The 25550-nt window shown below is 72.2% G+C and carries 26 protein-coding genes; 18 read left to right on the forward strand and 8 right to left on the reverse strand.

Going from position 1 to position 25550, the window contains the following annotated elements; translation table 11 throughout:
* Window positions 1-113: 113 nt before the first annotated feature.
* A complete protein-coding gene (locus tag ACFVUY_RS25225; protein WP_387691672.1) occupies window positions 114-1295 on the forward strand; it encodes a winged helix DNA-binding domain-containing protein in 1182 nt (393 codons plus the stop codon).
* Window positions 1296-1343: 48 nt separating this feature from the next.
* Here the strand turns inward: ACFVUY_RS25225 and ACFVUY_RS25230 are convergent, their stop codons facing one another.
* Window positions 1344-3683: a transglycosylase domain-containing protein gene (locus ACFVUY_RS25230; protein WP_387733452.1), complete on the reverse strand. Its 2340-nt coding sequence runs from the start codon at window positions 3681-3683 to the stop codon at window positions 1344-1346.
* Between the two features lie 224 nt (window positions 3684-3907).
* Here ACFVUY_RS25230 and ACFVUY_RS25235 point away from each other — a divergent pair, with 224 nt between their 5' ends.
* The 13 genes from ACFVUY_RS25235 (at window position 3908) to ACFVUY_RS25295 (ending at window position 17050) form a co-directional block, all read left to right on the forward strand.
* On the forward strand, window positions 3908-4705 hold the full coding sequence (locus ACFVUY_RS25235; RefSeq protein WP_387691676.1) for an ABC transporter permease: 798 nt from the start codon (window positions 3908-3910) through the stop codon (window positions 4703-4705).
* Window positions 4698-5549: an ABC transporter permease gene (locus ACFVUY_RS25240; protein WP_387733455.1), complete on the forward strand. Its 852-nt coding sequence runs from the start codon at window positions 4698-4700 to the stop codon at window positions 5547-5549. The genes ACFVUY_RS25235 and ACFVUY_RS25240 overlap by 8 nt, the downstream gene beginning before the upstream one ends.
* 68 nt (window positions 5550-5617) lie before the next feature.
* A complete protein-coding gene (locus tag ACFVUY_RS25245; RefSeq protein WP_387733457.1) occupies window positions 5618-6580 on the forward strand; it encodes an ATP-binding cassette domain-containing protein in 963 nt (320 codons plus the stop codon).
* A gap of 230 nt (window positions 6581-6810) precedes the next feature.
* A complete protein-coding gene (locus tag ACFVUY_RS25250; protein WP_387733460.1) occupies window positions 6811-8073 on the forward strand; it encodes a glycosyltransferase family 2 protein in 1263 nt (420 codons plus the stop codon).
* 2 nt (window positions 8074-8075) lie between these two features.
* Entirely contained in the window at window positions 8076-9371 is a 1296-nt protein-coding gene (locus tag ACFVUY_RS25255) for a nucleotide sugar dehydrogenase (RefSeq protein WP_380539131.1), read from the forward strand.
* Window positions 9372-9600: 229 nt separating this feature from the next.
* Entirely contained in the window at window positions 9601-10896 is a 1296-nt protein-coding gene (locus ACFVUY_RS25260) for a DUF445 domain-containing protein (protein ID WP_387691684.1), read from the forward strand.
* A gap of 123 nt (window positions 10897-11019) precedes the next feature.
* Window positions 11020-12051 (forward strand): adenosine deaminase, encoded by a 1032-nt coding sequence (locus ACFVUY_RS25265; RefSeq protein WP_387733463.1) that lies wholly within the window; start codon window positions 11020-11022, stop codon window positions 12049-12051.
* Window positions 12052-12231: 180 nt separating this feature from the next.
* Window positions 12232-12792, forward strand: coding sequence for a toxin-antitoxin system HicB family antitoxin (locus ACFVUY_RS25270; RefSeq protein WP_387733465.1), 561 nt, complete (start codon window positions 12232-12234; stop codon window positions 12790-12792).
* 129 nt (window positions 12793-12921) lie between these two features.
* A complete protein-coding gene (locus ACFVUY_RS25275; RefSeq protein WP_387691689.1) occupies window positions 12922-13761 on the forward strand; it encodes a DUF4097 domain-containing protein in 840 nt (279 codons plus the stop codon).
* Window positions 13761-14705, forward strand: a complete 945-nt coding sequence (locus ACFVUY_RS25280) for an ATP-binding cassette domain-containing protein (protein WP_387733468.1) — start codon at window positions 13761-13763, stop codon at window positions 14703-14705. Before ACFVUY_RS25275 ends, ACFVUY_RS25280 begins: the two co-directional genes overlap by 1 nt.
* Complete coding sequence (locus ACFVUY_RS25285; protein ID WP_387691693.1) at window positions 14702-15481, forward strand: ABC transporter permease; 780 nt, start codon at window positions 14702-14704, stop codon at window positions 15479-15481. The genes ACFVUY_RS25280 and ACFVUY_RS25285 overlap by 4 nt, the downstream gene beginning before the upstream one ends.
* A gap of 329 nt (window positions 15482-15810) precedes the next feature.
* On the forward strand, window positions 15811-16395 hold the full coding sequence (locus tag ACFVUY_RS25290) for a hypothetical protein (protein ID WP_387733471.1): 585 nt from the start codon (window positions 15811-15813) through the stop codon (window positions 16393-16395).
* A gap of 100 nt (window positions 16396-16495) precedes the next feature.
* Window positions 16496-17050 carry a hypothetical protein gene (locus ACFVUY_RS25295; protein WP_387733473.1) on the forward strand — a complete coding sequence of 185 codons (555 nt, stop codon included), beginning with the start codon at window positions 16496-16498 and terminating at the stop codon, window positions 17048-17050.
* A 53-nt stretch (window positions 17051-17103) separates the two neighbouring features.
* On the opposite strand, the gene ACFVUY_RS25300 is transcribed toward ACFVUY_RS25295, so the two are convergent.
* The 5 genes from ACFVUY_RS25300 to ACFVUY_RS25320 form a co-directional block, all read right to left on the reverse strand.
* Window positions 17104-17988: a M4 family metallopeptidase gene (locus tag ACFVUY_RS25300; protein ID WP_387733476.1), complete on the reverse strand. Its 885-nt coding sequence runs from the start codon at window positions 17986-17988 to the stop codon at window positions 17104-17106.
* 168 nt (window positions 17989-18156) lie between these two features.
* The gene (locus tag ACFVUY_RS25305) at window positions 18157-18555 is read right to left on the reverse strand and encodes a hypothetical protein (RefSeq protein WP_387733479.1); all 399 of its coding nucleotides are present in this window, start codon (window positions 18553-18555) and stop codon (window positions 18157-18159) included.
* Window positions 18556-18970: 415 nt separating this feature from the next.
* On the reverse strand, window positions 18971-19426 hold the full coding sequence (locus ACFVUY_RS25310; RefSeq protein WP_387733481.1) for a GNAT family N-acetyltransferase: 456 nt from the start codon (window positions 19424-19426) through the stop codon (window positions 18971-18973).
* A 724-nt stretch (window positions 19427-20150) separates the two neighbouring features.
* On the reverse strand, window positions 20151-20336 hold the full coding sequence (locus ACFVUY_RS25315) for a DUF397 domain-containing protein (RefSeq protein ID WP_387691702.1): 186 nt from the start codon (window positions 20334-20336) through the stop codon (window positions 20151-20153).
* Between the two features lie 7 nt (window positions 20337-20343).
* Window positions 20344-21243 (reverse strand): helix-turn-helix domain-containing protein, encoded by a 900-nt coding sequence (locus ACFVUY_RS25320; RefSeq protein WP_387691704.1) that lies wholly within the window; start codon window positions 21241-21243, stop codon window positions 20344-20346.
* A 172-nt stretch (window positions 21244-21415) separates the two neighbouring features.
* Between ACFVUY_RS25320 and ACFVUY_RS25325 the strand changes: the two genes are divergently transcribed.
* Window positions 21416-21784, forward strand: a complete 369-nt coding sequence (locus ACFVUY_RS25325) for an ATP-binding protein (RefSeq protein ID WP_387733483.1) — start codon at window positions 21416-21418, stop codon at window positions 21782-21784.
* Window positions 21781-22035, forward strand: coding sequence for a hypothetical protein (locus ACFVUY_RS25330; RefSeq protein WP_387733485.1), 255 nt, complete (start codon window positions 21781-21783; stop codon window positions 22033-22035). The genes ACFVUY_RS25325 and ACFVUY_RS25330 overlap by 4 nt, the downstream gene beginning before the upstream one ends.
* On the opposite strand, the gene ACFVUY_RS25335 is transcribed toward ACFVUY_RS25330, so the two are convergent.
* Complete coding sequence (locus tag ACFVUY_RS25335; RefSeq protein WP_387733488.1) at window positions 22025-23155, reverse strand: tryptophan dimethylallyltransferase family protein; 1131 nt, start codon at window positions 23153-23155, stop codon at window positions 22025-22027. The two genes, ACFVUY_RS25330 and ACFVUY_RS25335, sit on opposite strands and share 11 nt — an antisense overlap.
* The gene (locus tag ACFVUY_RS25340) at window positions 23152-23397 is read right to left on the reverse strand and encodes a hypothetical protein (RefSeq protein ID WP_387733490.1); all 246 of its coding nucleotides are present in this window, start codon (window positions 23395-23397) and stop codon (window positions 23152-23154) included. Before ACFVUY_RS25340 ends, ACFVUY_RS25335 begins: the two co-directional genes overlap by 4 nt.
* 142 nt (window positions 23398-23539) lie before the next feature.
* Between ACFVUY_RS25340 and ACFVUY_RS25345 the strand changes: the two genes are divergently transcribed.
* A complete protein-coding gene (locus ACFVUY_RS25345) occupies window positions 23540-24361 on the forward strand; it encodes a class II aldolase/adducin family protein (protein WP_387691712.1) in 822 nt (273 codons plus the stop codon).
* Between the two features lie 40 nt (window positions 24362-24401).
* A complete protein-coding gene (locus tag ACFVUY_RS25350; protein ID WP_387733493.1) occupies window positions 24402-25436 on the forward strand; it encodes a 2-dehydropantoate 2-reductase in 1035 nt (344 codons plus the stop codon).
* Window positions 25437-25550: the final 114 nt, after the last annotated feature.

Genomic DNA, 25550 nt, shown 5'->3' on the forward strand with positions numbered 1-25550 from the left:
CCCCGGGGGGCCCCCCCCCCGGGTCGGGCGCACCGCGCTTGCGGCGCGGGCGGCGGCCCGGGCCGCCCGGGCGTCGTCGGTGCCGCGCGGCGGACACGCGCTAGGGTCCCGGCATGGGTGTGCCGGTGATCGGGGATGCGGAGCGTCGGACCAGGCTGGGGCGGCGGCAGTTGCTGGTGCCGTCGCTGCGGGCGGCGCGGGTGGAGGACGTGGCCGACGCGGTGGTCGGGCTGCACGCGACGGACGCGGCCACGGTGTACCTGTCGGCCTGCGCGCGGCTGGCGGAGCCGTCGGCGGCGGAGGTGGACCGGGCGCTGTACCAGGACGTCTCGCTGGTGAAGCTGCTGTCGATGCGGCGGACGATCTTCGCGGTGACGGAGGGCCTCGCCCCGTACGTGAGTTCGGCGGCGGCGCGGGCGATCGCCGCGAAGGAGCGGGCGACGCTGCTGAAGCACCTGCGGGACTTCGCCGAGGGCTGGGACGAGGCCCGGCTGGCGGAGACGGAGCGCGAGGTGCTGGCCGCGCTGGCCGTCCGCGGCGAGGCGACGACCAGGGAACTCTCCGAGGACGTACCGCAGTTGCGCGAGACGATGCTGATGTCGGCGGGCAAGGCGTACGAGGCGAAGCAGAGCGTGGGCAGCCGCCTGCTGCGGCTGCTGGCCTCCGACGGGCACGTGCGTCGCTCCCGTCCGCGCGGTTCGTGGCTGAGCAGCAGCTACCCGTGGGCGCCGGTGCCGCAGTGGCCGGAGGTGCCGGTGCGGGAGGCGAAGGCCGAGGTGGTGCGGCGCTGGCTGGCGGCGTACGGGCCGGCGACGGTCGAGGACGTGAAGTGGTGGACGGGCTGGACGCTGGGGGACGTCCGCCGGGCGCTGGCCGATCTCGGGGCGCTGGACGTGGCGTTGGCCGGCGGGGCGCCGGCGCTGGTGCTGCCGGGGGACGAGGCGCCGGTGGCGGAGCCGGAGCCGTGGGCGGCGCTGCTGCCCGCGCTGGACCCGGCGGTGATGGGCTGGCGCGGGCGGGACTGGTACCTGCGGCCGGAGGACGTGCCGGCGCTGTTCGACCGGGCGGGCAACGCCGGGCCGACGGTGTGGTGGTGCGGCGAGGTGGTGGGCGGCTGGGCGCAGCGCCCCGACGGCGCGGTGGTGTGGCGGCTGTTCCGGGACGTCGGGGCGGCGGCGGAGCGGGCGGTCGCGGAGCGGGCCGAGCGGCTGGCGGACTGGTTGGGGGAGGTGCGGGTGACGCCGCGGTTCCGCACCCCGCTGGAGCGCGAACTGGTGGCCCGGGGCGCGTCCTGAAGCTTGTTTCCGGGAGGCCGGGGACGGGCTTCAGGCCGGGGACAGGCTTCAGGGCGTGGGCGGGGCCGCCGGGCGGCTGGCGGGGCCGCCGGTGGCGCTGGGCGGGGCGGTGGGGCGGGTCGGCTGGACCTGGCTGGGCCTGGGGGTGGGGCTGGGCTGTTCCGGCTCCGTCGTGGGCCTGGGCGCCTGCGGGCTGGGGGTGACCGGGCCGGGAGCGGGTCGGCCGGTGGCGGTGGGGGTGCCGGGTTCGTGGCCGGGCGGTGTGCCGGGGGCCGGGTCGGCGTGGGCGGGTTCGCCGCCGGGGGCGGGGGCGGTGGTCGGGGTGGTGGCGCTGGGGGTGGTGCCGGCGGGGGCGGTGGGCCAGGGGGTGGCGGCGGGGGTGCCGTGTCCGGTCCTGAGGTCGAAGTCCTGGGTGGGGGCGCCGTCGAGGGCGGCGGCCATGTAGGCGGTCCAGATCCGGGTGGGGAAGGTGCCGCCGTTGATCCGGGTGAGTCCGGCGGTGCCGGCCAGTGGCTCCTTGGCGTGGGTCTTCGGGTTCTCCCGGAACAGGCCGACGGTGGTGGCGAGTTCGGGGGTGTAGCCGGCGAACCAGGCGGAGAGGTTGGAGTCGGTGGTGCCGGTCTTGCCGGCGGCGGGGCGGTTCAGGTCGAGGGCGGCGGCGCCGGTGCCGCGCGGGCTGACGACGTCGCGCAGCACGTCGGTGACGGAGTCGGCGGTCTCCCGGTCGAGGGCCTCGGTGGGGTTGTGTTCGGGCATCTTGGGGACGTCGATGGCGCCGCCGGGGTTGACGCGTTCGAGTTTGACGACGGACCAGGGGGTGCGGGCCTGGCCGTGGTCGGCGAGGGTGGCGTAGACGCCGGCCAGGTCGAGGGCGCTGGGGGTGGCGGTGCCGAGCGTCATCGAGGTGTTGGCCGGGTCCATGCCTCGGACGCTGTCGGGGATGCCGAGTTTGACGGCGGTCTCCCGGACGCGGGCGAGTCCGGCGTCGACTCCCTCCTGCGCGTACACGGAGTTGACGGACTTCACCATGGCGTAGCGCAGGGTGATGCTGCCGTAGTCGACGTCGTCCTCGTTGGGCGGCGCGTAGGGGGTGGGGCCGCCGGTGACGGGGCGTTCGCTGCTGCCGTCGTAGCGGGATTCGGTGGTGATCGGGACGCCGTCGAGGGTGTGCTGGGCGAGCAGGCCGGCGGCGAGGTCGATCGGTTTGAAGGTGGAGCCGATCTGGTTGTCCTGGCGCAGCGCGTCGTTGTAGGGCTGCTTGGCGTAGTCGGGGCCGCCGTAGACGGCGACGACCCGGCCGGTGGCGGGTTCGACGGAGGCGCCGGCGACCCGGACGTCGGTGTCGGTGGCGGGGCGGGCCCGGGGGTCGAGTTCGCCGGTGAGCCGGTCCTGGACGGCCTTGACGAAGGCGTCCTGCCGGGGCTTGTCGAAGGTGGTGGTGATGCGCCAGCCGCCGGCCTTGAGGGTGGCGGCGTCGAGGGTGCCGGAGGAGACGAGGTAGTCGTCGGCGACGCCGACCAGGTAGCCGGCCTGGCCGGCGAGGCCGGTGGCGGGCTGGGGGTCGATCGGGTCGGGGAAGGTGGTGGCGGCGCGGTCGGCGGGGGTGAGGAAGCCGAGCTGGACCATGCCGTCGAGGGTGTAGTTCCAGCGGGCGACAGCCTTCTCGCGGTTGGCGGGGGTGGCGGTCTTGACGTCGTAGAGGCTGGGGGCCTGGAGCAGGGAGGCGAGGTAGGCGCCCTGGGCGGGGGTGAGCCCGGAGACGTCGACGCCGTAGTAGGCGTGGGCGGCGCTCTGGATGCCGTAGGCGCCGCGGCCGAAGTAGCTGCTGTTGAGGTAGCCGGCGAGGACCTCGCGCTTGTCGCGCTGCTGGTCGACCTTGAGGGCGATGAGCAGTTCGCGGCCCTTGCGCTCGATGGTGCGGTCCTGGGTGAGGTAGTAGTTCTTGACGTACTGCTGGGTGATGGTGGAGCCGCCCTGCATGCCCTTGCCGAGCAGGGTGTTCCAGCCGGCCCGGAGCATGCCCTTCAGGTCGATCCCGCGGTTCTGGTAGAAGGTGCGGTCCTCGGCGGAGACGACGGCCTGCTGGGTCGCCAGCGGGATCTGGTCGATGGTGACGTCGGTGCGGTTGACGGCGCCGGTGCGGGCGATCTCGGTGCTGCCGTCGGCGTAGAGGTAGATGTTGTTCTGGGCGACGGCGTGGGCGTTGGGGTCGGGCACCGGGACGATGACGTAGAGCACGGCGAAGCCGCCGGCGGCGAGCAGGAGCAGCAGGGTGAGGGTGCCGAAGGTGACCCGCCAGGTGGGCAGGAGCCGGCGCCAGAGCGGGAGGGCGCGGCGGGCCTCGCGGCGGGCGGCCCGTTTGGCCTGGCGGCGGGTGCTCAAGGTCATGCCGAGATTATCTGCTATTTGACGTCGGATCAGGCGGGGAAAACCGGGTGCGGGTGGTGCGGGCCGGAGGTACGGTGAAAGGTGCAAACCACATAGCGCACCCACTTCCGCAGCTCCGCCCGCCAGGCCCGGCACCCCCGGGTACGGCCGGTCGGGGCCGCTGGGGCGTGCGCGGACGTCGAGGGGTATCTCCCTCTGCCCGTATTTGTCGACAAGGAGACAATATGCTCTACGCCGCCGTTGCCCGCGGCGCCTTCCGCCGCTACTCCACCTACCGGGCCGCCACCGTGGCCGGCACCTTCACCAACACCGTCTTCGGCATCATCCTGGCCTCCACCTTCCTCGCCCTCTGGCAGGCCCGCCCCGGCCTCGGCGGCTACGACCAGAGCCAGGCCGTCACCTACATCTGGGTCAGCCAGAGCCTGCTGGTCACCGTCGCGGTCTGGGGCGGCGGCTTCCAGGACGACCTCCAGGACCGCTTCCGCAGCGGCGACATCGCCGTCGACCTCTACCGCCCGGTCGACTTCCAGGCCTGGTGGCTGGCCTCCGACCTCGGCCGGGCCGGCTTCCAGGCGCTGGTGCGCGGCACCGTGCCGATACTGATCGGCGCACTGGTGTTCCGCATCCGACTGCCCGAACACCCACTGACCTGGGCGTTCTTCCTGCTCTCGGCACTGCTGGCGGTCGTGGTCAGCTTCGGGCTGCGCTTCCTGGTCTCGATCACCGGCTTCTGGCTGCACGACTCGGAGGGGGTGCGCTCGGTGATGCTGGTGGTCTCGATGTTCTTCTCCGGGATGCTGCTGCCGGTCGCGCTGTTCCCCGGCCTGCTCGGCGACCTCGGCCGGGCGCTGCCCTGGTCGGCGCTGGTGAACGTCCCCACCGACGTCTTCCTGGAACGGACCGCCGGCACCGCCCTGTTCGGGGCGCTCGGCTTCCAGCTCGGCTGGGCGGTGGTGCTGCTCGCCGCCGGGCGGGGCGCCCAGTGGCTGGCCACCCGCAAGGTGGTGGTGCAGGGTGGCTGAGCAGCTCGTCGGGCTCCGCCGGGAGCCCCTCACCGCCCGCACCGCCTGGGCGCTGCGCTCCTGGTGGCTCTGCGCCCGGATGTGGATGCGCTCGATGATGGCCTACCGGGCCTCCTTCGCGCTCAACCTGGCGGCGAGCCTGGTCACCCACTCCCTCGACTTCGCGGTGCTGGTGATCATGTTCCTGCACACCGACCGGCTCGGCGGCTGGAGCCTGCCGGAGATCGCCTTCCTGTACGCCACCGCCACCTTCTCGCTCGGCGTCGCCAACCTGCTGGTCGGCTCGGCCGAGGGGCTCGGCGCGCGGATCCGCAGCGGCTCGCTGGACACCATGCTGATCCGGCCCGCGCCCGCGCTCTCCCAGCTGTGCGCCGAACGCTTCACGCTGCGCCGGCTCGGCCGCCCGCTCCAGGCCGTCGCGGTGCTGGTCTGGTCGCTGGCCGCCCTGGACGTCCACTGGACCTGGGACCGGGTGCTGCTGGTGCCCGTCCTGCTGCTCTGCGGCACCGTCATCTTCGGCGCGATCTACATCGGCGGCGCCACCGTCCAGTTCTGGTGGGGCGAGTCCAAGGAGATCCAGAACTCCTTCACCTACGGCGGCGCGACGCTGCTGCACTACCCGCCGACGGTCTTCGCCAAGGAGCTGGTCGCCGGGGCGGTCTTCGGCGTTCCGCTGGCCTTCGTCAACTGGCTTCCCGCGCTGCGCATCCTCGACCGCCCCGACCCGCTCGGCCTGCCCACCGCCTTCCAGTTCGCCTCGCCGGTCGTCGCCGCGCTCTGCGTCCTCGCCGCCGGGCTCGCCTGGCGGGCCGGGCTGCGCGCCTACCGCGGCACCGGCAGCTGAACCCCTCCCACCGAACCCCTCCCACCGGAACCCTCCCACCGAACCCCTCCCATCCCGAAGGAGCTCCCATGGCACTGATCGAACTCCAGGACGTCCACCGCACCTTCACCGTACGCACCCGCACGGGCCGGTTCAGCCGGGCCAAACGCGAGGTCCGGGCGGTGGACGGGCTCGGCTTCACCGTCGAGGCCGGCGAGTGCGTCGGCTACATCGGGCCCAACGGCGCCGGCAAGTCCACCACCATCAAGATGCTCACCGGCATCCTCGTCCCCAGCTCCGGACGGCTGCGGGTGGCCGGCGTCGACCCGGCGCGCGAGCGCGTCGCACTGGCCCGCCGGATCGGCGTCGTCTTCGGCCAGCGCACCACCCTCTGGTGGGACCTGCCCCTGCGCGACTCCTTCGAACTCGCCCGCCGGATCTACCGCATCCCCGACGCCCGGTACCGCGAGAACCTCGGCCGCTGCGTCGAACTGCTCGACCTCGGCGGACTGCTGGACACCCCGGTGCGCCAGCTCTCGCTCGGCCAGCGGATGCGCGGCGACCTCGCCGCGGCGCTGCTGCACGACCCCCAGGTGCTCTACCTGGACGAGCCGACCATCGGCCTGGACGTGGTCAGCAAGGGCCGGGTGCGGGAGTTCCTGCGCGAGGTCAACCGGGACCGGGGCACCACCGTGCTGCTCACCACCCACGACCTGACCGACATCGAGCAGCTCTGCGGCCGGGTGATGGTGATCGACCACGGCCGGGTGGTCTACGACGGCGGACTGGAGGGCCTGCACGCCACCGGCCGCAGCGAGCGGACGCTGGTGGTGGACCTCGCGCAGGAACTCGCGCACCCGGTCGAGGTGCCCGGGGCCCGGGTCACCAGGGTCGAGGGGGCGCGCCAGTGGCTGGCCTTCCCGGCCCAGGAGAGCGCCGCGCCGATCGTGGCGGCGGTCGCCGCGCGCTACCCCCTGGTGGACCTCTCGGTGCGCGAACCGGCCATCGAGGACGTGATCGCCCGGATGTACGCGGAGGTCGCGATCGGCTGACGGGCCGGCGGCAGGCGGCGGGCGGCGGGCGGCGGGCTGACGGGCTGACGGAACGGACGCGCGGCGGCCGGGGGTCTCCGGCCGCCGCCCGGCCGTCGTACGCCAGTGCCAGGGCCGGGAGCGTGTTCGGTTCCCCGTCGCCGGTGCGGGTGATCATCGTGACCCCGGGCCTCCACCGTGAGTTGACCCGGCATCACTCGCCGATGCCGGAACCGGAGGCCCGCCCCCCGATGGCCGTACCCGACGTGACCGTGGTGGTCGCGGTCTACAACACCATGCCGTACCTCACCGCCTGCCTGGACTCGCTGGTCGGGCAGTCCCTGGCGCCGGGGCGGCTGGAGGTGGTGGCCGTGGACGACGGCTCCACGGACGGCGGCGGGGAGCTGCTGGACGAGTACGCCGCCCGCCACCCAGGGCTGTTCACGGTGCTGCACCAGCCCAACTCGGGCGGCCCGGCGGGCCCGACCAACCGCGCCCTGGAGCTGGCCCGCGGCCGCTACGTGCTGTTCCTCGGCGCGGACGACCGGCTCGGCGAGGAGGCGCTGGAGCGGCTGGTCACGGCCGCCGACGCCTGGGGCTCGGACGTGGTGGTGCCCAAGCAGATCGGGGTGAACGGGCGGCTGGTCCCGCAGGGGATCTTCCACGCCGACGCCGAGTCCGTGGACTTCACCGACTCCGCGCTGGCCTGGGCGCTGGCCGACACCAAACTGTTCCGGCTCGACCTCCTCCGGCGCCACGGGCTGCGCCGCGACGAGCGGTTGAAGGTCTTCTCGGACCAGCCGTTCACCCTGGAGGCCTGCCTGCGGGCGGCCCGGGTGTCCGTCCTCGCCTCCTACGACTGCTACTTCCTGGTGCTGCGCGAGGACCGGGGCAACGTCACCGAGCGGGCCGGGGTGCTGGACCGGTTGCGCGGGATCGCCGCGCTGCAGCAGGTGGCGGCGGAACTGGCCGAGCCCGGGGAGGAGTTGGACGCCATCCGGGCCCGCAGCTTCGGCTGGGACGTGCCGCGCCTGCTGCGGGAGGGCTTCCTGCTGCTGGCCGACGACGTGCAGGAGCGGGTGTGCGTCGAGGTCGCGCGGCTGGTCGAGCGGTTCGGTGCCCGCGAGGTGTACCACCGGCTGCCGCCCGCCGAGCGGGTGCGGCTCGAACTCGCCTGCGCGGTGCGGCCGGAGGCGCTGCGCGACCAGATCCGCTACGAGGCGGCGCACGGCGATCCACCCGTGGTGGTGGACGGCGGGTGGCGGTACGCGGGCCTCCCGGCGTTCCGGGACGCCCGGCTCGGCCTGCCGGACGAGCTGTTCCTGCTGCCGGAGGAGGCGGTCGGGGCGGCCGCCGGGGAGGCGGCCTCGGAGGCGGTCGGGAAGGCCGCCCCGCGGCTCGACCTCGCCCGGCAGCTGTGGCGCGGGCTCGTCCCGGAACAGCTGCGGCGCCGGCTGCGGCGCCACCCGGCGTGGCGCCGGCTGGCCGACTCGGTGAACGGAGGACGGGGATGAGCCTGGACGTCTGCGTGGTCGGCCTGGGCAAGCTGGGCCTGCCGCTGGCGGTGCAGTTCGCGCTGAAGGGCCACCGGGTGACCGGCGCGGACACCGCCCCCGGCGTGGTGGAGAGCGTCAACCGGGGCGTGCCGCCGTTCCCCCGGGAGGCGGGTCTGGACCAGGCGCTCAAGCGGGTCGTCGCCGAGGGCCTGCTGCGGGCCACCGCCGACACCACGGCCGCGGTGGCCCGGGCCGAGGCCGTCGTCCTGGTCGTCCCGCTGGTCACCGCCGCCGACGGCAGCCCGGACTTCGCCCTGCTCGACGCGGCCACCGACGCCGTCGCGGCCGGGCTGCGCCGGGGCACCCTGGTCAGCTACGAGACCACCCTGCCGGTCGGCACCACCCGGGAGCGCTGGGCGCCCCGGCTGGCGTCCCGGTCGGGGCTCGCGGCCGGCAGGGACTTCGCGCTGGTGTTCAGCCCGGAACGGGTGCGCACCGGACGGGTCTTCGCCGACCTGCGGCGCTACCCCAAGCTGGTCGGCGGCCTGGACGCGTCCTCCACCCGGCGCGGCGCCGAGTTCTACCGGGCGGTGCTGGACTTCGACCCGCGCCCGGACCTGCCCCGGCCCAACGGCGTCTGGGAACTGGCCTCGGCGGAGGCGGCCGAGTTCAGCAAGCTCGCCGAGACCACGTACCGGGACGTCAACATCGCGCTGGCCAACCAGTTCGCCCGGTACGCGGACGAGGTCGGGGTGGACTTCGCGGAGATCGCCGACGCCTGCAACTCGCAGCCGTACAGCCACCTGCACCGGCCGGGCATCGCGGTCGGCGGGCACTGCATCCCGGTGTACCCGCGGCTCTACCTGTGGAACGACCCGGGCGCGACCGTGGTCCGGGCGGCGCGCGAGGCCAACCTGGCGGTTCCGGGGTACGCGGTGGGCGTGCTGGCGGGGGCGGTGCCGGGCGGGATCGCCGGGCAGGGCGTGCTGGTGCTCGGCGCCTCGTACCGGGGCGGGGTCAAGGAGACGGCGTACTCGGGGGTGTTCCCGCTGGTCGAGGCGGTGCGGTCGGCCGGTGCGCGGCCGTACGTCAGCGACCCGCTGTACGAGGCGGAGGAGTTGGCGGCGCTCGGGCTGCCGCCGTACGGCGGGGAGCCGGTGGTGGCGGCGGTGCTGCAGGCCGACCACCCGGAGTACCGGGACCTGACGCCGGCGGACCTGCCGGGGGTGCGGGTGCTGCTGGACGGGCGGCGGTGCACGGACCCGAAGCGCTGGGCGGGCGCGGAGGTGCGGCGGATGGTGCTGGGCGGGGCGTGAGGCCCGGGTTGTTCGGCGTGTGAGGCCCGGGTTGTTCGGCGTGTGAGGCCTGGTCGGATCGGAGCGTGAGGCCCGGTCGGATCGGAGCGTGAGGCCCGGTCGGTTCGGCGTTTGAGGTCCGGTCGGTTCGGGGCGTCATGCCCGGGTTGTTCGGTGCGTCACGCCTGGCGGGGGCGCGTGATCGCGAGGCGCGCCCCCGTCCGCGCCGGGCAACGGGCAGACTGGCGGGGTGAGTGACGATGCCTTCAGCGGGACCGGCCCCGGAGTCCGGTTCACCGCGGCCGACGAGCAGAAGAGACGCGGCGTCCGCCGGATGAAGACCATCGCGACCGGCCTGCTGGCCTTCGCGACCCTGGTCTTCGCCCTGTCCACCTGGGCCGGGGCGGCCGGCGCCGGCCCCTGGGCGGGGTACGTGGCGGCCGCCGCCGAGGCGGGCATGGTCGGCGCGCTGGCCGACTGGTTCGCGGTGACCGCGCTGTTCCGCCGGCCGTTCGGCCTGCCGATCCCGCACACCGCGATCATCCCGACCAAGAAGGACGCCTTCGGCCGCTCGCTCGGCGACTTCGTCGGCGAGAACTTCCTCTCCGGGCACGTGGTCCGCGGCCGACTTGCGGCACTCGGCATCGGCCGCAGGCTGGGGGAGTGGCTGGCCGCGCCGGGCAGTGCCGAGCGGGTCACCAAGGAGGCCTCGGCGGCGCTGCGCGGACTGCTCGCGGTGCTCCGCGACGACGACGTGCGGGCGGTGGTCGCCGAGGCGGTGACCAGGCGGGCCGCCGCCACCTCGGTGGCCGAGCCGATGGGCCGGATGCTCGGCAAGGTGGTCGCGGACGGCGGGCACCACGGGGTGGTGGACCTGGTCGCCGTCCGGGCGCACGGCTGGCTGACCACCAACCACGAGGAGGTGGTCCAGAAGGTCACCCAGAAGACCCCGGGCTGGACGCCCCGGTTCATCGACCACCAGGTCGGCGAGCGGGTCTACAAGGAGCTGCTGCGCTTCGTCACCGACATCCGGGACGATCCGGACCACCCGGCCCGCGGCGCGATCGACAACTTCCTCGCCGACTTCGCGACCGAGCTGCAGACCGACCCGGAGACCATCGCCCGGGTCGAGCGGGCCAAGGGCGAGCTGCTGGCCCGCGCCGAGGTGCAGGACCTGATCAACTCCACCTGGGCGGCCGTGCGCACCCTGGTGATGGGCGCGGCCGAGGACGAGGACAGCGAACTGCGCCGGCGCATCCGCGACGGCGTGCGCCGCTTCGGCGAGCGCCTGGCCACCGACCCCAAGCTCCAGGCCAAGGTGGACGGCTGGCTCCAGGACGCCGCCCAGTACCTGGTCGACACCTACCGCACCGAGATCACCTCGCTGATCTCCGAGACGGTGGCGGGCTGGGACGCCGACGACGCCTCCCGCAAGATCGAGGCCAACGTCGGCCGCGACCTCCAGTTCATCCGGATCAACGGCACCGTGGTCGGCGCCCTGGCCGGGCTGCTGATCCACACCCTGGCGGTGGCGCTCGGAGGGTGACCCCGGGCACGGCCTATCCTTGCCAGCAGCTGTCTTCGGTACGCGCGTAGAAGGAAGAAGGGAACCACCGTGGTCCAGCCGGACGGAAGTCGGATCGGCCCCAGCGTCAGTCGGATCGAGCCCGTGGAGCGGAGCATCGAGGCGTTCATCGCCGGGATGCCCAAGGCGGAACTGCACGTCCACCATGTCGGCTCGGCCTCGCCGCGCGTCGTCGCGGAACTGGCCGCCCGGCACGCCGGGAACTCCAAGGTGCCGACCGACCCGGCGGCGCTCGCCGAGTACTTCACCTTCACCGACTTCGCGCACTTCATCGAGGTCTACCTGAGCGTGGTGGACCTGGTCCGGGACGCCGAGGACGTCCGCTCGCTCACCTACGGGGTGGCCGAGGACATGGCCCGGCAGAACATCCGGTACGCCGAGCTGACCATCACCCCGTACTCCTCGGTCCGCCGGGGCATCCCCGAGGTCGCCTTCATGGAGGCGATCGAGGACGCCCGGCTGCGCGCCGAGAAGGAGCTCGGAGTGGTGCTGCGCTGGTGCTTCGACATCCCGGGCGAGGCCGGGCTGGAGTCGGCCGAGGTGACCGCCCGGCTGGCCACCGAGCTGGGCCCCGAGGGCCTGGTCAGCTTCGGCCTGGGCGGCCCGGAGGTCGGCGTGCCGCGCCCGCAGTTCAAGCCGTACTTCGACCGGGCCCGGGCGGCCGGCCTGCGCAGCGTCCCGCACGCGGGCGAGGCCACCGGGCCGGAGACGGTCTGGGACGCGATCCGGGCGCTCGGCGCCGAGCGCATCGGGCACGGCACCCAGGCGGTGAAGGACCCGGCGCTGGTCGACTACCTGGGCGAGCACCGCATCCCGTTGGAGGTCTGCCCGACCTCCAACGTCGCCACCCGGGTCGTGGAGCGGATCGAGGACCACCCGATCAAGCGGATGGTCGACGCCGGGCTGCTGGTGACGGTCAACAGCGACGACCCGCCGATGTTCGGCACCGACCTCAACACCGAGTACGCGGTGGCGGCGCGGCTGCTGGGCCTGGACGAGGCCGGGGTGGCGGGGCTGGCCCGCAACGCCGTCGAGGCCTCCTTCCTGGACCGGGCGGGCAAGACCCGGCTGACCGGGGAGATCGACGCCTACCTGGCGGGCTGGCAGCAGGCCTGACCTTCCCGCAGTCGCGTTTCCCCTGTCGCGTTTCCCCTGGTGAACCGCCCCGTCGACCTCGGTCGGCGGGGCGGTTCCGCGTTCGGGCGCCGAGCGGCGCCATCCTCGTTCGGGAGATGGCGCCAAAGTGGTGCCACAAATGGCTCGACATGGCACCACCGCCGTGCCATGCTTACGGCCATGGACCTCACGCCGTACGTGGAAAACCTCCGGAACGAGCTCGCGGTGGCCGCCGCCACCGGCGGGGACGAAGCGCGTGCGCTGGCCGAGCGGCTGACGCTCCCGCTGGAGTCGGCCGTGCGGCTCACCCTGCTCAACGCGCTCTCGGCCGCCATGGGCGAAGTCACCCGTGACCTCGCCCCCGGCTCGGTGGACGTGCGCCTGCGCGGACTCGACCCCGAGTTCGTGGTGACGGCACCGCCCGGCTCGGACGCCTTCCACGGCGATGCGGCGCCACAGCCGGCACCGATGGCGCCACTCGCGCCACCGATGGTGCCACCTGCGGCGACGCCGGAGCCGGACGAGACCGGCACCGCCCGGATCAACTTCCGCCTGCCCGCCCACCTCAAGGCCAGGGCGGAGGAGGCCGCCGCCGAGGCCGGCCTCTCGCTCAACGCCTGGCTGGTCCGGGCCCTGGCCGGCGCACTGGAGGGCGAGCCGGCCCGCCGGCCGGTGGCCGATCCGGGCAGCCGGGTCGCGCGCAGCGTCGGCGGCCAGGGCTTCACCGGCTGGGTCCACTGAGGCCTCCGCAGTACCCCGAGCATCCGTACGACCTTCCGCACCACCTCCCGCACCACCTTCTGCACCTTCGACGTCACCCCCGCTCCGACCAGCGGGAACACCCACACGAGTCAAAAGGACGGGACAGCCATGCCTACGTACGAGACCGACGGACCGATCTCCGCCATCCTCGAGTTCGACATCGGCTCGGTCTGGATCAAGGCGGGCAAGCGCACCGACGCGGTGGTCGAGGTCCGGCCCGCCAATCCGGCCAAGGAGGCGGACGTCAAGGCCGCCGAGCAGACCCAGGTCGACTTCTCCGGCCGCCGGCTCGGCATCAAGGCCCCCAAGCAGCGCAGCGTCTTCAGCGGTAAGAAGGGCGCGATCGAGGTCCTGGTCGAGCTGCCGGCCGGCTCCGAGGTCCACAGCGAGTCCCCGATGGCCGAGTTCGTCACCGAGGGCCCGCTCGGCGCCTGCCGGCTGAAGACCTCGCTCGGCCGGATCCAGGTCGAGAGCGCCGAGAGCGCCCGGCTCGACAGCGGCTTCGGGGACGTCCGGCTCGGCGCGACGACCGGGGACGCCGAGGTGACGGGGGCCGGCCGGATCGAGATCGGATCCGTCGGGGGCCGGCTCACGGTGAAGAACAGCAACGGCGACACCGAGGTCGACGAGGTGTACGGCGAACTCCACGCCAACGCCTCCAACGGCCGGATCCACGTCGGCCTCGCCGAGGGGAACGTGGACGCCAAGTCGGCGCACGGCCACATCCGGGTCGGCCGGGTGGTCCGCGGCAAGGTCACCCTCCAGACCAGCGTGGGGGACGTCGAGGTCGGCATCGCCGAGGGCACCGCGGCCTGGCTCGACGTGCACAGCAAGGTCGGCGGCGTCCGCAACGACCTCGGCCCCACCCAGGGCCCGGGCGACGCGGTGGAGACGGTCGAGGTCCGCGGCCGCACCCAGGTCGGCAACGTCGTCGTCCGGAGGGCCTGATGGCGGCCGACTCCGCGGTCCCGGCGATCTCGGCGACCGGACTCACCAAGTCCTACGGGGACAAGGCGGTCCTGAGGGGCGTCGACCTGGAGATCCCGGCGGGCAGCGTGTTCGCCCTGCTCGGGCCCAACGGCGCCGGCAAGACCACCATCGTGCAGATCCTCTCCACCCTGATCCCCGCGGACGGCGGCTCGGCCCGGGTGGTCGGGCACGACGTGGCACGCGAGGCCGACGCGGTGCGGAAGGCGATCGGGGTGACGGGCCAGTTCTCGGCGGTGGACAACCTGCTCACCGCCGAGGAGAACCTGATGCTGATGGCCGACCTCAACCACCTCCGCCGTCGGGAGGGGCGGAGGCGGGCGGAGGAACTGCTGCGGCGCTTCGATCTCACCGAGGCCTCGCGCAAGGCCGTCACCACCTTCTCCGGCGGCATGCGGCGCAAACTCGACCTCGCGATGACCCTGGTCGGGGACCCGAAGGTGATCTTCCTGGACGAGCCGACCACCGGGCTGGACCCGCGCAGCCGGCGCACCATGTGGGAGATCATCCGGAGCCTGGTCGCCGACCACGGGGTGACGGTCTTCCTCACCACCCAGTACCTGGAGGAGGCCGACCAGCTCGCCGACCGGATCGCCGTCCTGGACGGCGGCCGGATCGTCGCCGAGGGCACGGCCGAGGAGCTGAAGCGGTTCGCCCCCGGCGGGCGGATCCGGCTCCGGTTCGCGGACGCCGGCTCGCTGGCCACCGCCGCCACGCTGTTCGAATACGCCACAGCCGACACCGAGGCGCTGCGGCTGGAGATCCCGGGGGACAACTCCGTCCTCACCGTGAGGGCCGTGCTGGACGTGCTCGACAACGCGTCCGTGCAGGCCGAGTCGTTGGTCGTGGAGACGGCCGACCTGGACGACGCGTTCCTTCAACTGACCGGGGAGGGCGTGCGATGAGCATGGCCACGGGCACGGCAGCCCACGCGCTCAACGACTCGCTGACCATGCTGCGCCGCAACCTCAAGCACGCGCTGCGGTACCCGTCCCTGACCTTCGCGGTCGTGGTGATGCCGGTCATGATGCTGCTGCTCTTCAACTACGCCTACGGCAGCACCCTGGGTGCCGGCATAGGAGGCGGCCACTACATCGACTACGTGACGCCCGGCATCGTGCTGATGGCGGCCACCTCCGGGTCGCTGGTCACCGCGATCGGCATCTGCACCGACATGACCGAGGGCATCGTCAACCGCTTCCGCACGATGGCCATATCGCGCTCCGCCTTCCTGGCGGGGCACGTGGTCGGCAGTGTCGTCCAGACCATGATCGGCCTGGTGCTGGTGATCGGCGCGGCCCTCGCGATGGGTTTCCGGCCGAACGCCGGACCGGTGGAGTGGCTGGCCGCGATGGGCCTGCTGCTCTTCCTCACGATCGCCCTGACCTGGATATCGGCCGGCATCGGTCTGGTGGCCAAGACGGTCGAGAGCGCCAGCAACATGCCGATGCCGCTGCAGTTCCTGCCCTTCATCGGCAGCGCCATCGTGCCGACCGACTCCATGCCGACGGCACTGCGCTGGTTCGCCGAGTACCAGCCCTTCACCCCCATGATCGAGACCCTGCGCGGGCTGTTGATGGGGACCGGGATCGGCACCAGTGCCTGGAGCGCCCTGGCCTGGTGCACCGGGCTGACGCTGGTCGGCTACTTCTGGTCGCGGAGCGTCTTCTACCGGCGGTGACGGGGGTACGGCCGGTAGACCCGGCGGCCCGGACGACGGGGCACCCGTCGTCCGGGCAGCCCCCGCCCCCCCCCCAACAAAAACACCCGCAAACACAAGAGCGGGGGGGGCGAAAAGGGGGCCCGCCCCCACNNNNGGGGGGGGGGGGGGGGGCGGGGGGGGGGGGGGGGGGGGGGGTGGGGGGGGGGGGGGGGGGGGGGGGGGGGGGGGGGGGGGGCCGCGGGGGACCGGCGGGGGGCGCGGGCGGCGGCGCCCCGGGCGGCCGCCCCCGCCCGGCATCCCCGTAGTAAAGTCCCGGCAAAGGACAACTCCGGGGGGAGCAAATGACGGTGACGCGCCGCAGTCAGGTCGTGTGGTGGCTCCGGGGCGCGGCGCTCGCGGCCCTCCTGGTGTACCTGCCGGGCTACTTCTCCTCCCGCCAGGGCGGGCTGGTCGAGGTCGAACGCTGGCTGAACCACCCGGTGCTGCTGCTCGGCACGGCGATCGCGCTGGCCGTGGCCTCGGCGGTGGCCCAGTTCGAGTTCCGCACCAGATGGGCGCAGATCGGCTGCGCGGCCGTCCTGTCACCGCTCCTCGTCATCGGGGCGGGGGTCGGGACCGTGGCGTACATCTTCGGCGGCGACGGCCGGCTGGTCGACCGCAAGCCCGACCCGAACCGCTCCGACCACGTGCTGCGCGTCACCGACATCGCCTTCTCGATCGATCCGGTCTACCGGGTGGAGCTGTTGACGGGCAGCGGCTGGTCGGCCCGCCACTGGGGTCTCGGCACCTGGGAGGAGGGCGACGGCTTCGTCAGGGCCGAATGGTCCGCCCCGGGCCGGATCACGGTGACCTTGCGGGAGGAGATCGAGGTCTTCACCGTGGACGAGGACGGGACGCTGGGCGGCCCCTCGGCCATGCCCCGGCCCCAGTAGCAGCCTGAAGTGAGGTCCGCGCCGAAGATCGGTACATGACTGCCTGGGGGCGAAGGTGACAGCGGTACGCCGCAAAGGGATCGCGTGGGGGCTCAGAGGCGTGGCGCTCGTGGCGCTGTCGGCCTACCTGGTGGGCCGGCACGCCTCCCGTTCGGGTGGGCTGGTGGAGCTCGAACTCTGGTTCCACCGCCCGGTCCTGCTGGTCGGGTCGGCGGTCGTGCTGGTTCTGATCTCGTTGATCGTCGAGCTGGAGTTCCGTACGCCGGAGTCGCAGATCGGTCTGGCCGGCGGCCTGGTGGCGCTGGTCCTGCTCGGGGTGCCGGTTGCGCTGTCGACGCTCGCGGCCGAGGACTCCGGGGTGCGGACCGCGCGGGAGGCCGCCCCGGGCCACCCGGACCGGGTGCTCGTCTTCACCGATGTCGGCGGCTCGTTCGAGCCGGACCGCCGGGTGGAGTTGCGGACCGGCAGCGGCTGGTCGGCGCGCCACTGGAGCATGGGCATCTGGAACACCCGGGGCGGCGACTTCGTGCGCGCCGACTGGTCCGGCCCGGACCGGATCACCATCACCGGCCGTAAGAAGCTCACGGTCTTCGACGTCCTCCCGGACGGCAGTCTGGGCGCCCCGCGCGAGGAGCCCCTGCCCCGGGTGCGGTAGCGGGGCTGCCTCGCCGTCGCACGGCGAGGCAGCCCGGCCACCTGGTTCAGCTTTCAGCTCAGCACACCGACGGACTTCCAGGCCTCGTTGACGGCGTCCAGTTCGGCCCCGGTGCCGTACAGCTCCTCGGCGACGGTGGCGGTGAGGGTCGCGAAGTCGGCGAACGTCGCCTTCTCGGAGAGCTTTCCGCCGGTGACGGCGTCGTACCAGATTCGGCCGGCCTTCTCCCACGCGTTGCCGCCGATCGCGGTCGCGGCGAGGTGGAAGGCGCGGTTGGGGATGCCGGAGTTGATGTGGATTCCGCCGTTGTCCCGATGGAGCGGCATGTCCACGTAGTCGTCCATGTGCGACTTCTGCGGGTCCTTGCCGATCGTGCCGTCGTCGTACGCGGTACCGGGCGCGGCCAGCGAGCGCACACCCTTGGCCTTGATCCCCGGAGCGAACACCCCGGCGCCGATGAGCCAGTCGGCCTGGTCGGCGCTCTGGCCCAGCGAGTGCTGCTTGACGAGGGAACCGAACACGTCGCCCACCGATACGGTGAGCGCCCCCGACTGGTGGAAGTAGAGCAGCTCCGGGTTGAGGACGAGCGGTGTCAGCGTGCCCGTGATCACGTCGAGCAGGCCCCGGGGTTGCGGCCGGAAGACCTTGCCGTCACCGTCGCCGAGCACGAGCCGCTGGCCGTCCCAGAACGGGTTCCAGGACTCCTTGTCGTGGTGGACGGTCGCGCGCAGCGGACCGCCCTTGCCGTCGAGAGAGTCCCGGCCGTAGACGGTGTGGAAGAAGTCGACGACGGTGCCGAGCGCGTCGTAGACGGCGTTGACCGTGTCGTCCGCGCTCTCCGCCTCACCTTCGGAGCGCACCAGTGTGCCCGGGAGGCTCTGCTGGTTCTTGGCGTCGTAGATCTCGCGGTGCGGTGCGGGGGTTTCGTTGGTGTCCATGCGATCCAGTCTCGGCTGCGGCGACCCCGGATGGCGGTGTTGTCCGGTGATTGATGCCGTGTCACGGGAAGATTCGACGGGCGCGCCGGCGCGGGATTGCCCGCCTCAGGCCCGGCTCACCGCCGCGCCGGGGTCGGGGTCCCGGTCACGCGGCGGTGGTCCGGTGCCTCACCAGCGGTCGATGCCCATGGTCCTGGCCGCGCTGTGGACGGCGTTGTAGTGCGGGATCGACATGTCGGACTTCTTCTGGTCGGCCGGGAGGTTCCGGTCGGTGGCGCGGAACTCGTCGCGGGCCTCTGCGAGCAGGCTGGTGCCGTGGGAGATCGGGACGTCCTTGGTGCCGTGCGCCGGGTGGGACTTGGCGGCCGTCCTGCTGCCCGCGTTGATCAGGGTGTTGCGGGCCTGGTTGTAGTCGGCGACCTTGACGGTCTTCGGGTTGCGGAGTTCCGCCCGCACCCCGGCCGCCGACGGCGCCTGTTCGGCGGCGACGGCGGCCGGAGCGGCAGCGGTGGTGAGCGCGCCCGTCACGAGGACGGTCGCGAAGGCGTTCCGAAGGGACCTGTGCATGAGGGTGTCCTTCCGACAAGAAAAGCGTCACGGATTCGCTCCCTCATGAGCACCGGAACGGTCAGGGTGCGAACGCCTCCGCCCTACCCCGGCCTCCGGCGGCGGAAAACCGGCTTCCGCTCAGGAAGTTCGCCGACGATGAGATCAAGCCTTTGCCTGATTGTGCGTTCATGGGATCAGCGCAGTGGAAAAGTGGGGCCGCAACGCGGAAGGGTCCGGCATCCGTGTGGATGCCGGACCCTTCCGACTGTGGAGCGCCAGGCCCGGGTTGCACGGACTCTTCCTACTGAAAGTAGGACGTGCTCTGGTAGCACCGCTGACGCCTGACGAGGAATCATCTCCCTCGCGATGTCGAGAATATTAGCAGCTCAACACCGGCGCGACGAATCGCGGTCCGTCGGACGGGCGCCGCCGGTCAGAGCTCTCTCGTCATGAACGCGCTGTTCGGGTCGGGCCGGTAGTCGGCGAACGGTTCGCAGGGGACGAACCCGAACTTCTCGTACAGCTTCCTGGCCGGCAGGAAGAAGTCGGGCGTGCCGGTCTCCAGGCTCAGCCTCGTGAAGCCCATGCGCCTGGCCTCGGTGATGATGTGCTCCAGCAGCAGGGACGCGACGCCGCTCCGCTTGCGCAGGGGTGCCGTGCGCATCGACTTCAGTTCGGCGTGGTCTGCGTCCAGTTGTTTGAGAGCGCCGCAGCCGACCAGGACGCCGTCGTCCCGCACCGACCAGAACGTGATCCCGGGCCGACGGAGGGCGTCGAGGTCGAGGGCATGGGTGCTCTCCGGCGGGGAGATGGCCCGCATCTGCTGGAGGTGTTCGTCGAGGAAGCGGGCGATCTCGGGGCCGGAGAGGTCATCGGTCGCGATCTGCACTGTTGCTCCTGTCCCGGGTCGGGAAACGCGGAAGGGCCCGGCATCCGTGTGGATGCCGGGCCCTTCCGACTGTGGAGCGCCAGGCCCGGGTTGCACGGACTCTTCCTACTGAAAGTAGGACGTGCTCTTGTAGCACCGCTGACGCCTGACGAGAGATCATCTCCCTCGCGATGTCGAGAATATTAGCAGCTCAACGCCCGTGCGACGAATCGCGCGGTGGTGTCACCGTCGAACTGCCACACTCGCTCGTGCCGACGCGGAGGGAGGGCGGATGGAAGAGCGGAAGAGCAGGGCGCGGGGAGTGGCGAGCCCGGCCGGACAGGTCTCGTTCGAGGTGGCCGTGAAGGCGTTCCGGGTAAGTGTCTCGGCGCCGGATTCCTCGCAGGCTCACGAGACGGTGCGGACCGCGATGTACCTCGCTGCCGCAGTGGCCCTTGTCCTGGGTGGCGGGTGGCTGGCGGCCAAATGGGCAGCCAGAGCTGCATGAGCCGACTCGGCGTGGTCGCGCAAAACGCGGAAAGATCCGGCACCCGTGTGGATGCCGGACCCTTCCGACTGTGGAGCGCCAGGCCCGGGTTGCACGGACTCTTCCTACTGAAAGTAGGACGTGCTCTTGTAGCACCACTGACGCCTGACGAGAGATCATCTCCCTCGTGACGTCAGGAATATTAGCAGCTCAACACCCGTGCGACGAATCGCGGCCCCGGCCGGCGCGGCGGGGGAGTCAGGCGTCGAACTCGCCGGCACGGATGGCGGACACGAGGTCGCGCCATTCGTCGGGGGTGAGCTGGGCGATGGCGTCGGGCCGGAGGCTGCTGCGGACGTAGACGGCATCGGGGCCCATGGCTACCTCAGGGCAATTGTTGCCATCACCGCAGGCAGTGGGCTTTCGCCACGCGAGTTCTTCCATGGAGGCCTCACAGGCTATTCATGATGCTGGAGATCGCGTCACGGGAGGCCGATGGATCGAGCGCGCGATCACGCATCGCCCCGAGGATGCTCCGGTAGTTCTCCAGCTGATTCATCTCGGTCAGGAACGCTGGCGATCCTACGGAGTCCAACTGCACCGTATCGAGGCGGGGCACGGGTCCGCTGGCGTGCAGCACGGCTTGGCCTGCCCCCTTGAAGCCGCCGGCCTTGAACTCCAGCACGCGCAACGTCACGTTGGGGGCTTCCGAGAGTGCGAGCAAGTGCTTCAGCTGTTCCCTGGCGACTGTTGCTCCTCCGAACTCCATGCGAAGCGCGGCCTCGTGCACGATCGCTTCGTAGTCGAGTGGATCGCTTCGCGTCAGGAGCTCAGCTCGTCGCATCCGGTTCTCGACCCGTGCTTCGATGTTCAGCGGCCGTAGAGGCGGATAGACCTCTCGAAAGATTGCCCGAGCTGTCTCCTCGGTCTGCATGAGCCCGGGAACATGGCAGATCTGGTACGTCACCAGCGCGCCGGCATAGTGCTCGACCTCGGAAATCTCAAGAATTCCGGCGGGGACGAGGCCTCTGTGCTCCTCCCACCACCCCTTCGTCCGGTCGGCGGCCATCTCGGCAACGGCGTCGACGTACGCGGAGTCGGCCTCCTCGTACTCGGCGGCGAGCGCAAGGACTCGCTCGGCGCTGATCGGATAGGAGCCCTGCTCGATCAGCGTGACCTTGCTGCGGTCCAGCCCAAGAACGGCGGCAGCGTCTCCGGCCGTGCGTCCGGCGGTCTCTCGCATCTTTCGCAGCTCGATGCCGACGCGCTTCCGGCGTGCGGTTGGGGTAGGTGGCATCTCCCCAGCATCCACCGCGTGTGCGTGACGAGTCCAGCGAACAGATAGGCACATCTTCTAGAGGCTGCTAGCAAATTTGCTATCGCATGCCCTACAGTCTGTGATGCACCGATCACCGAACGGATCGTCAGTAACGCTGCTCGGGCACCGAAGAACACCCATGTCCAGTGGGTTCGTTCACGGCGACGCATCCGCCGGTCTCACCCTTCCCCCTCCGGGAGACGCTGTGCGTAACCTCAACTCCCCCTCCCTCACCCTCTCCCGCGACGCCCTCCGCGACGGGATGACCAGCGCCGGCTGGCCGCCCTCCCTCATCGCGGACGCCGAACTCGCGATGGTCGAACTGATCGTCAACGCCTGGCGCCACGGTGAGACGACCTCCCCGGTGATCCTGATCCATCACCGCGCCAACATCCTGCGCGTCGCGGTCTCCGACCGCAGCCCCCTCCTCCCGGAACAGGGCCCCCTCGCCCTCCTCTCCGAGACCGGCCGGGGCCTCCAGCTCGTCGCGGGCCTCACCCATCGCTGGGGCGTCGACCCCCAACACCTGGGCAAGACCGTCTGGTTCGAGCTGCAGCAGGACGGTGTCGCGTGAGCGCCCACCACCCCATCCACCCCGCCGATCCGGCCCTGCTGCACCTCACCTCGCGCCAGGTCGCCCAGCTCATCGTCGAACTCCGGACCGAGGGCCGCGAATTCGGCTTGCTCTGGCCCTCCGCCAGCCCCGGCGACGTCAACCTCCACGGCCGGCGTCTGGTCGACATCGGCAACGTCCCGGCCAGCACGCTGGTCAACCTCCTCGCGCTCATCCGCGAGTTCAGGCGCGACCGCGACCTCAGGCCGTAGGAGCAGCCCCGTACGTGTTGAACCGCAGGTACAGCCCGATGTGCGCCGGCGCCCCCGGCGCGATGGTGCGGTAGCTGCACAGCTCCTGCACCCCGCTCTCGCCCCCGGGCAGCCCCGCCGTCAGCTGTCGCAGCACCTCGGCGTGCGGGCGCGGGTCGACGCCTTCGATCCGCATCAGCTCCGCGATCCGCTCGGTGGCCTCGGCGTCGCTGCGGGTGTTGCCGGGAAGCCGCAGGTAGACGTTGGCCTCCTCGGGCCCCGTCGCACCCTCCCGGAACGCCAGGCAGGTCATCGGCTCGTTGTCCACCGTGCCGCCGTCCCGCCCGTAGATCACGGCACGGGCTCGGGCCGCCCGCGCCGAATCGTGGCGGTGCGACAGTGCGGCCACGGTGTCCAACTCATCCATCGGCATTGGGAGGTGGCGGAAGTAGACCTTCACTCGGGAGGCGTTTCCGCCGTCCAGGTCGAGGGCGAAGAACTCCACCTCGTGCCCGCGCCGGGCGAGTTCCCCGTACCGCCGTCCCACCGGCTCCCAGGCCGCGGCCAGCCCCAGCCGGTGCATGGCCTCGGCCATGACCTCGTGGGTGCGGTCCGGGCCGTGCGCCTGCGGGTTGAGGTAGACCTTGTAGTGCGGCCGCTCGCCCGGCTGCCAGGCCAAGGAGTGCCAGACGGTGAGCCGGTTGAGGCCGGGGCGGGTTGTGACGAACAGGTCCTCGACGTCGAGGTACCGCTCGATGCTCACCCCCGGCCGTTCGGCGAGCCGAAGCGTCAACTCCCTTCCGGCGTCCTGGCATCCGAGCGGAGTGCGGTCGAAGCTCAGTGACTCGAACAGGATGCGTACTTCCGGCTTCCCTGCCTTCCAGCTGACGGAAAGCTCGGCGGGGAAGCCGTCGGTCGAGACGAACGACGGCGGGTTGCACCGGGTCCCGATGGGTCGCGCGCCCCACGGGCTGAGCACGTCCCGCAGGTCCCGCAGGACGCGGGCCGTCTCCGGCCCGCCGATCCCCAGGCCCCGGCAGACGGCGGTCCACTTCTCCTCCAGGAACTGCCCGAAGGTCTTGTCCGGGTCCCGGAAGGGGGCGAGGGCTGGGGTGGTGTCGCGAAGCAGCGGGATGGTCACTGGCCCGACTGGTTGGGTTCGTTCATTTGCCCGATGACCGACTGGTTGGGCTCGTTGAGCTGCCCGACGACCGACTGGTTGGGCTCGTTGAGCTGCCCGACGACCGATTGGTTGGGCTCGTTCAGCTGCTTGGCGACGGTGCTGGGCGCGGGTGCTGCCGCCAGGGTCGCCGAGGTGCCGACGAGCAGTGCCGCACCTGCGGCGATTCCAACTGCCCAGGTGGCCAATACCTTGCGCATCATTGCCCCTCCCCCTGATCGATGATCAGATTGATCATAGCCACAGCAGTGATGCCAAAGGTATGTATCTTTCGAACACACCTTTGGTTGCCCTCTGCTCGGCCCCCAGTCCCCTCGCCCCACCGCAGCAGCCCCGGGAGTCGCCATGTCCGCACCGCAGCAGCCCGAAGACCCGTACGCGGCGACCGGGGTCGTGGGGCCGGCCCCGGAGGGGGTGACCCTGCCGCTGCCGCCGGTGTTCGACTCGGTGGAGGAGGAGCGCCAGTACCGGAAGGAACAACTGGCGGCCGGGTTCCGCCTGTTCGGCCGGTTCGGCTTCTCGGAGGGCGTCGCCGGGCACATCACCGTCCGCGACCCGGAGAACCCGGGCTGGTTCTGGGTGAACCCGTTCGGCATGAGCTTCAACCAGATCAAGGCCTCCGACCTGATCCTGGTCGACCACGAGGGCACCCTGCTGCACGGCGGGCGGCCGGTGAACCGGGCCGCCTTCGCGATCCACTCCCAGGTGCACGCCGCCCGCCCGGACGCGGTCGCGGCCGCGCACTCGCACTCCCTCTACGGCAAGGCCTTCTCCAGCCTCGGCATCCCGCTCGACCCGATCACCCAGGACGCCTGCGTCTTCTTCGAGGACCACGGGCTGTACAGCGACTACCGGGGCGTCGTGACCGACACCGAGGAGGGCAAGCGGGTGGCCGCCGCCCTGGGCGGGCACAAGGCCGTGATCCTGCAGAACCACGGCCTGCTGACGGTCGGCCAGTCGGTGGCCGAGGCAGTCTGGTGGTTCATCACCATGGAGCGCTCCTGCCAGGCGCAGCTGCTCGCGATGGCGGCCGGCACCCCGAAGCCGATCGACCGGGAGACCGCGCTGATCGCCCGGAACCAGATCGGGACCTCGCTGGCCGGCTGGTTCCAGGCCCGCCCGCTGTGGGACCAGATCACCCTCTCGGACCCCGACCTCTTCGACTGACGATCCCCGCCGCCGTCCGCCTTCCCCCTGGAGCAGCCCCGTGCCCACCACCCCCGCCCAGCGCAGGCTCCGGATCGCCGTGTTCGGCGCCGGTTCCATCGGCTGCCACCTCGGCGGCATGCTCGCCCCGACCGCCGACGTCACCCTGATCGGCCGGACGGCGGCGATGGCGGCGATCGACGCGGCCGGGCTGACCCTCACCGGCCCGGGCGATGCCCGCCGCGAGGTGCGGGACCTGACCGCCGCCGCCGACCCGGAGGCCGCGGCCGGCGCCGACTACGTGCTGGTCACGGTGAAGTCCGCCGACACCGCGACCGCCGCCCGGGAACTCGCCCCGCACCTCGGCCCGAACACGGTGGTGGTGAGCTTCCAGAACGGCCTGCGCAACGTGGACGTGCTCGCGGCCGCGCTGCCGTCCCACCGGGTGCTGGCCGGCATGGTCCCGTACAACGTGGTGCGGACCGGGACCGCGGCGTTCCACCAGGGCAGCGGCGGCTCGCTGATGCTGGCCGCCGAGGAGGGGGCGGACGCCCTCGCCGACGCCGCCCGGGCAGGCGGTCTGCTGCTGGAGCTGCGGCCGGACATGCCGGCCGTCCAGGCGGCGAAGCTGCTGATGAACCTCAACAACGCGGTCAACGCGCTCTCCGGGCTTCCGCTGCGCGAGCAGGTCGGGCAGCTGGCGTACCGGCAGTGCGTGGCGCGCTGCCAGCTGGAGGCGCTGGCGGTGTTCCGGGCCGCCGGGATGGCGCCGGCCCAGCTCGGCCCGGTGCCGCCGGAGGTGATGCCGCAGGTACTGGAACTGCCGGACGCGCAGTTCCAGGAGCTGGCCGGGGCCAGCCTGCAGATCGACGCGACGGCCCGCTCCTCGATGTGGGAGGACCTCCAGCGGGGCCGCCCCACCGAGATCGACTCGCTGCAGGGCGAGATCGTCGCCCTCGCCGAACGCCACGGCCTCACGGCACCCGCCAACGCCCGCCTGATCACCCTCGTCCACGAGGCCGAGGCGGCCGCCCCCGGGACCGCCCCCGGCTGGACCGGCCCCGCCCTCCTCGCCGAACTCACCCCGGCCCACTGACGGGTCGCACCCGTCCCCGCGCGGGGAGTCGGCCGGGCCCACATACCCCGCGGCCCGTCGGCGTTGTTGGCCAGGGGTCGGGGCAGTTTTAGCACGGCGTTCCCACCAGCGCCG

Source organism: Kitasatospora sp. NPDC058063, assembly GCF_042885395.1.
GTDB lineage: Bacteria > Actinomycetota > Actinomycetes > Streptomycetales > Streptomycetaceae > Kitasatospora > Kitasatospora lactacystinica.

What these genes read in the sequence shown, in the direction of transcription:
- ACFVUY_RS25315 (WP_387691702.1), bottom strand. Translation starts at nt 20,336, where the DNA reads ATGGAAGAACTCGCGTGGCGAAAGCCCACTGCCTGCGGTGATGGCAAC.
- ACFVUY_RS25340 (WP_387733490.1), bottom strand. Translation starts at nt 23,397, where the DNA reads ATGATGCGCAAGGTATTGGCCACCTGGGCAGTTGGAATCGCCGCAGGT.
- ACFVUY_RS25280 (WP_387733468.1), top strand. Translation starts at nt 13,761, where the DNA reads ATGGCGGCCGACTCCGCGGTCCCGGCGATCTCGGCGACCGGACTCACC.
- ACFVUY_RS25250 (WP_387733460.1), top strand. Translation starts at nt 6,811, where the DNA reads ATGGCCGTACCCGACGTGACCGTGGTGGTCGCGGTCTACAACACCATG.
- ACFVUY_RS25245 (WP_387733457.1), top strand. Translation starts at nt 5,618, where the DNA reads ATGGCACTGATCGAACTCCAGGACGTCCACCGCACCTTCACCGTACGC.
- ACFVUY_RS25305 (WP_387733479.1), bottom strand. Translation starts at nt 18,555, where the DNA reads ATGCACAGGTCCCTTCGGAACGCCTTCGCGACCGTCCTCGTGACGGGC.
- ACFVUY_RS25345 (WP_387691712.1), top strand. Translation starts at nt 23,540, where the DNA reads ATGTCCGCACCGCAGCAGCCCGAAGACCCGTACGCGGCGACCGGGGTC.
- ACFVUY_RS25235 (WP_387691676.1), top strand. Translation starts at nt 3,908, where the DNA reads ATGCTCTACGCCGCCGTTGCCCGCGGCGCCTTCCGCCGCTACTCCACC.
- ACFVUY_RS25270 (WP_387733465.1), top strand. Translation starts at nt 12,232, where the DNA reads ATGGACCTCACGCCGTACGTGGAAAACCTCCGGAACGAGCTCGCGGTG.
- ACFVUY_RS25320 (WP_387691704.1), bottom strand. Translation starts at nt 21,243, where the DNA reads ATGTGCCTATCTGTTCGCTGGACTCGTCACGCACACGCGGTGGATGCT.
- ACFVUY_RS25230 (WP_387733452.1), bottom strand. Translation starts at nt 3,683, where the DNA reads ATGACCTTGAGCACCCGCCGCCAGGCCAAACGGGCCGCCCGCCGCGAG.
- ACFVUY_RS25285 (WP_387691693.1), top strand. Translation starts at nt 14,702, where the DNA reads ATGAGCATGGCCACGGGCACGGCAGCCCACGCGCTCAACGACTCGCTG.
- ACFVUY_RS25225 (WP_387691672.1), top strand. Translation starts at nt 114, where the DNA reads ATGGGTGTGCCGGTGATCGGGGATGCGGAGCGTCGGACCAGGCTGGGG.
- ACFVUY_RS25300 (WP_387733476.1), bottom strand. Translation starts at nt 17,988, where the DNA reads ATGGACACCAACGAAACCCCCGCACCGCACCGCGAGATCTACGACGCC.
- ACFVUY_RS25275 (WP_387691689.1), top strand. Translation starts at nt 12,922, where the DNA reads ATGCCTACGTACGAGACCGACGGACCGATCTCCGCCATCCTCGAGTTC.